Origin of the sequence: Falsiroseomonas sp., from assembly GCF_041690465.1 — a bacterium.
Classification (GTDB): domain Bacteria; phylum Pseudomonadota; class Alphaproteobacteria; order Acetobacterales; family Acetobacteraceae; genus Falsiroseomonas.
This window is the reverse complement of sequence record NZ_JAWLHG010000095.1, coordinates 1-4,197: the sequence shown is the minus strand read 5'-3', so window position 1 is coordinate 4,197 and position 4,197 is coordinate 1. Positions and strand designations below refer to the sequence as shown.

The following is a 4,197-nucleotide window of genomic DNA, read 5'->3' as shown; positions in this document are numbered from 1 at the left end:
AGCTGCTCCCCCTGAATCCGTCTATTGTCGATGGTGCGTAGCTGATCGACCATCACGTCGGAGTCCTGACGGAGGCCGTCCCGTGCCGCAATTCGGAAACGCAGCGGTGCGGCCTCCTCGATCAGCTGCGTGGTGAGCGGCAGCACCGTGGTGCTCGGATGCTCCTCGTCGTTCAGCAGGTCCGTCTGGATGACCAGGCAGGAGCGAATCTTTCCCGGCTCGGTGCCTTTGGAGGGGTCGAAGTTCGCCAGGTAGTTGCCGCCGCGCTTGAGGGCCACCGGCTACAAGCCATCGCCGGTTGCCGAATCAAGCTCCCGCTGCACGGCGGTAGCCTGAGAGCGAGTCCGGCGGGATGCCTCGCGTAGCTGTCGCCGCAGCGCGTCCCGCTCCAGTTGACGCTCATAGCTCCGCACCGCCTCACGAATCACCGCGCTTCGCGTAGTGTCGAGCTTTGCCGCCAGACGGGAGAGCAGCTTGTCGAAGTCGTCGTCTGCTTTCAGCGTGATGGTCTTCATCCGGATGATTTATTCCGTATTACCCCAGTAATACTGCGCTCGACATGCCTGCCAGCCAAGCGCCCCGCGACGCGCCGTGTCGGAATGCGGCCGCGATGACGGCTACCCGAGTTGTCTGTACTCGAGGGTCTCCGTAACCTACCCGGGGTAGGGTGGCTCCCGGGGGAACGACATGACGAGCTGGGCGATCGCCTCGAAGCTGCAGCCTTCGGTCCGCTTGCGCAGCCCGGTGCCGCGCACAGCCCTGATGCAACGCCTGGACGCGGCCCTGGACACCCGCCTCACGGTGGTTCACGCGCCCGCCGGATACGGCAAGAGCTCGCTGCTCGCCCAGTGGTACGAACGGCTGCGCAGCCAGGGGATCCCCGTCGCTTGGCTCTGCCTGGACGAGCACGATAGTGACCCGTTCCAGTTCCTGAACTATCTCATTGAAGCCTGCAAGGAGGCGGGGTTCGCGGCAGGTGTCGACCTCATCAACTCGCCCCACAGCTTTTCCGTTGCGAGTCCTGCGGCCACCAGCGCTTCCCTCATCACGGCCCTCGGCCGCTGCGCCGGAACCCACGCCATCGTGCTCGACGACTATCATCGCGCCGAGTGTGCCGAGACCGGGGCGCTGCTCGACTACCTGCAGTACATGCTGCCAGGCAACGTTCACTTGGTGATCAGCTCCCGGCGCTTTCCACGGTCGCTGTCGACCGCGGATCTGCGGGCCCACGAGGACTTGCTGGAGCTGGACCAGTCCGAGCTGCGCTTCAGTCCGGAGGAGATCGCCGCATACCTGGCCGAGCGCGCCCCATCGGTAGGCGAGTGGGCGCAGGCGCTGTTCGAGCGGACCGAGGGCTGGCCGATCGCTCTGCAGGCGGTGCGCCGCTGGTTGCAGCAGGGCACGCCGGTGGCGCAGGCGCTCGAGCAGATTTCGGGCCGCGCATCCGACCTGGTGGATTACTTCGTCGAGCAGGTGTTCGACACGCTCAGGCCGGAGGAGCAGGCCCTGCTGCTGAACACCTCCATCCTGGAGCGGGTGAATGGCGACCTGGCAGAGGCCCTCTGCGGCGCGGGCCACTGCTGGACGTTGCTCGAGCGGCTCGAGCAGCGCGATCTTTTTGTGCACGGCCTGGACCACGAGCGCGCCTGGTACCGTTATCACCGTCTGTTCAGCGAGTTCCTGCAGGAGCGGCTGCGCCGCGGCGGCGGCCGTCCGGTCGCGGAGCTGCACGGGCTGGCGGCACGCTGGTTCCACGACCACGGCCACAGCACCGAAGCGGTTCAGCATGCGCTCGCTTCCGGCAGTGCCGAGTTGCTGGCCGAGGTGCTGGAGGCGCTCGGCGGCTGGCACTACGCGCTGCTCGGCCACGTGGGGGTGTTCCAACGCGCGTTGCCGCAGATTCCTGAGGTGGTGCTGATCCGGCATCCGCGGTTGTCGCTGGCCGCCGTTTACCTGGACGCAAGGCTCGGCGAGCACGAGGTCGCCCGGGGAAAGCTCGAGGGCTTGCGCGCAGCCGTGGCGGAGCTGCGGCGAAGCGATCCGGAGCTCGCTGCCGAGATGCACCTGGCGTCCTGCCTCATCGACCGCTACGCCGGCCGCGAGGTCACCGCGGACGAGCTCGTAGCCTTGAAGGCGGTCACGGGCATGCTGCCGCTCGACAATCATGTGATGCGCGCGGTGAGCTGCAATCTGCAGTGCGCCATCTACGCCCGGCTCGGCCGGTCGGAAGAAGCGTTCGCCGTGGGGGAGCAGGCGATCGCCCATTTCCGCGCCATAGGCTCCCTCTACGGCGAAACGTTCATCTATTTCCACCAGGGCCACGCGCGCCTGCTGCAGGGTCGCCTGCGGGACGCCGAGGCGCTGTACCGGGAAGGCTACGATCTGTCGGTGGAGCACTTCGGCGAAGACAGTGATCTCGCCGCCATCGCGCGGGCGTTCCTCAGCGAGGTCGCCTACGAAAAGAATCATGTGCACGAGGCCGAGCGCCTGCTCGAGCAGGCGCTGCCCCACATCGAGCAGTTCGATTCCTGGCCCGAGGTCTACGAAGCCGCCTATTTCACCGCCATGCGGCTGGCGCGCCTGCGCCAGGACGCGGACGGGCTCGCCGCCATCGCCCGCCGGGTGCGCGTGACTGCGCGAGCGCGCAAGCTGCCGGATCTGCAGCGCATCATGGACGCGCGGCTGCGGGCGCTGTGGGACGATGCCGAGTCCGTGACCGAGGGATTCGACGAGGGCGGAGCGACCGGGGCCGACGTGGTGGATCCCTCACTGCGCGAAGCCCGGACGGCGGCTCGCGCGCGGATGCTCATGAGCGCCGGTGAGCTGGAAGCGGCGGAAGTTCTGCTCACCCCCGAGACCGATCAGGCGTACCGGGAACGCCACCTCCGCTGCTTCATTCTGCTGTCGGTCCAGCTCGCCATCGTCCAGTGGCAGCTCGATCGCCACGCCGAGGCCCGTGCCACGCTGGAGAAGGCTCTCGCCACCTCTGTGTTCGAAGGCATCAAGCGGCCGTTCATCGATGCCGGCCCGCTGCTGCTGCCGGTGCTGCGCGATCTCACCCGTCTCTCGGAAGGCCGCCGGCGTAACCGCCTGCGCGATACCTTTCTTGCCGAGCTCTCGCTGGAGATCGGCCGGCAGCAGCGCAACGACCAGCCGCCGGGCCTGCTCAGCCCCCGGGAGCGGGAGGTGCTGGGTTATCTGATGCAGGGGCGGTCGAACCGTGAGATCGCCGAAGCCGTGCCGCTCTCCATCAACACGGTGAAGTTCCACATCAAGAACCTGTTCGATAAGTTGGCGGTCACTTCGCGGCAGGATGCCGTCACGGCAGCCATCCGCCGCGGATTGCTGTAGGCGAGATCCCGAAGTCATGGCTGGGCGGTCCTACCCGGAAACGCCACCTACCCTACCCGCGGTAGGTGTTCCCGCTCCCGGCAGGCGCTGTTAGCGTCGACCCCGCATCAAATCGGGGGATGCCGCGCTGTGAGAATCGGGGTGGACGTGGGAGGCACCAACACCGACGCCGTGGTGATGGACGGCCGTACGGTGGTGGCATGGCACAAGGCGCCTACCACCGAGAACGTCAGCGACGGCATCGTGGGCGCCATCGGCGCCGTGCTGGGTCAGGCGAAGATCGCCGCTGGCGACGTGCACGCGGTGATGATCGGCACCACCCACTTCACCAACGCGTTTGTGCAGCGCCAGCGGCTCCTGCCCGTGGGCATCATCCGTATCGCCCTGCCGTCGTCCCGGGGGGTGCCGCCGCTCAGCGATTGGCCCGCCGACATGGCGGACGCCGTGGGCCGTCATCATCACATGATCGTCGGCGGCTACCAGTACGACGGCCGGGAGGCGGACCCGCTGGACGAGCGGGCCGTGGCAGAGGCCGCTCGCAGCCTGCGTGCGGCTGGCATCAGCACCGTAGCCATCACGGGGCTGTTTTCACCGGTCAATGCCGCCATGGAGGAACGCGCCGCGGACATCGTGCGCCAGGAGCTACCGGACGCGTCGATCACGCTCTCCAGCCGGATCGGCCGCATGGGCATCCTCGAGCGGGAGAACGCCGCGGTGATGAATGCGAGCCTCGCCGAGCTGTCCCGCGAGGTGGTGGGCTCGTTTCGCGCGGCACTCGCCCGGCTTCGGATCGACGCGTCGTTCTTCATCAGCCAGAACGACGGCACCCACATGAGCGCGGACTGC

4 protein-coding genes are annotated in these 4,197 nt (G+C 67.6%); 2 read left to right on the top strand and 2 right to left on the bottom strand.

What is annotated here, in order from left to right:
• The coding region (locus ACESM1_RS30165) for a type II toxin-antitoxin system PemK/MazF family toxin (RefSeq protein ID WP_372625080.1) at positions 1-278 on the bottom strand (278 nt) is incomplete at its 3' end.
• Between the two features lie 3 nt (positions 279-281).
• Positions 282-515: a ribbon-helix-helix protein, CopG family gene (locus ACESM1_RS30160; RefSeq protein ID WP_372625078.1), complete on the bottom strand. Its 234-nt coding sequence runs from the start codon at positions 513-515 to the stop codon at positions 282-284.
• A gap of 172 nt (positions 516-687) precedes the next feature.
• Here ACESM1_RS30160 and ACESM1_RS30155 point away from each other — a divergent pair, with 172 nt between their 5' ends.
• Together ACESM1_RS30155 and ACESM1_RS30150 are read left to right on the top strand one after the other, a co-directional pair.
• Positions 688-3,351 (top strand): LuxR C-terminal-related transcriptional regulator, encoded by a 2,664-nt coding sequence (locus ACESM1_RS30155; RefSeq protein ID WP_372625076.1) that lies wholly within the window; start codon positions 688-690, stop codon positions 3,349-3,351.
• Positions 3,352-3,480: 129 nt separating this feature from the next.
• The coding region (locus tag ACESM1_RS30150) for a hydantoinase/oxoprolinase N-terminal domain-containing protein (protein ID WP_372625074.1) at positions 3,481-4,197 on the top strand (717 nt) is incomplete at its 3' end.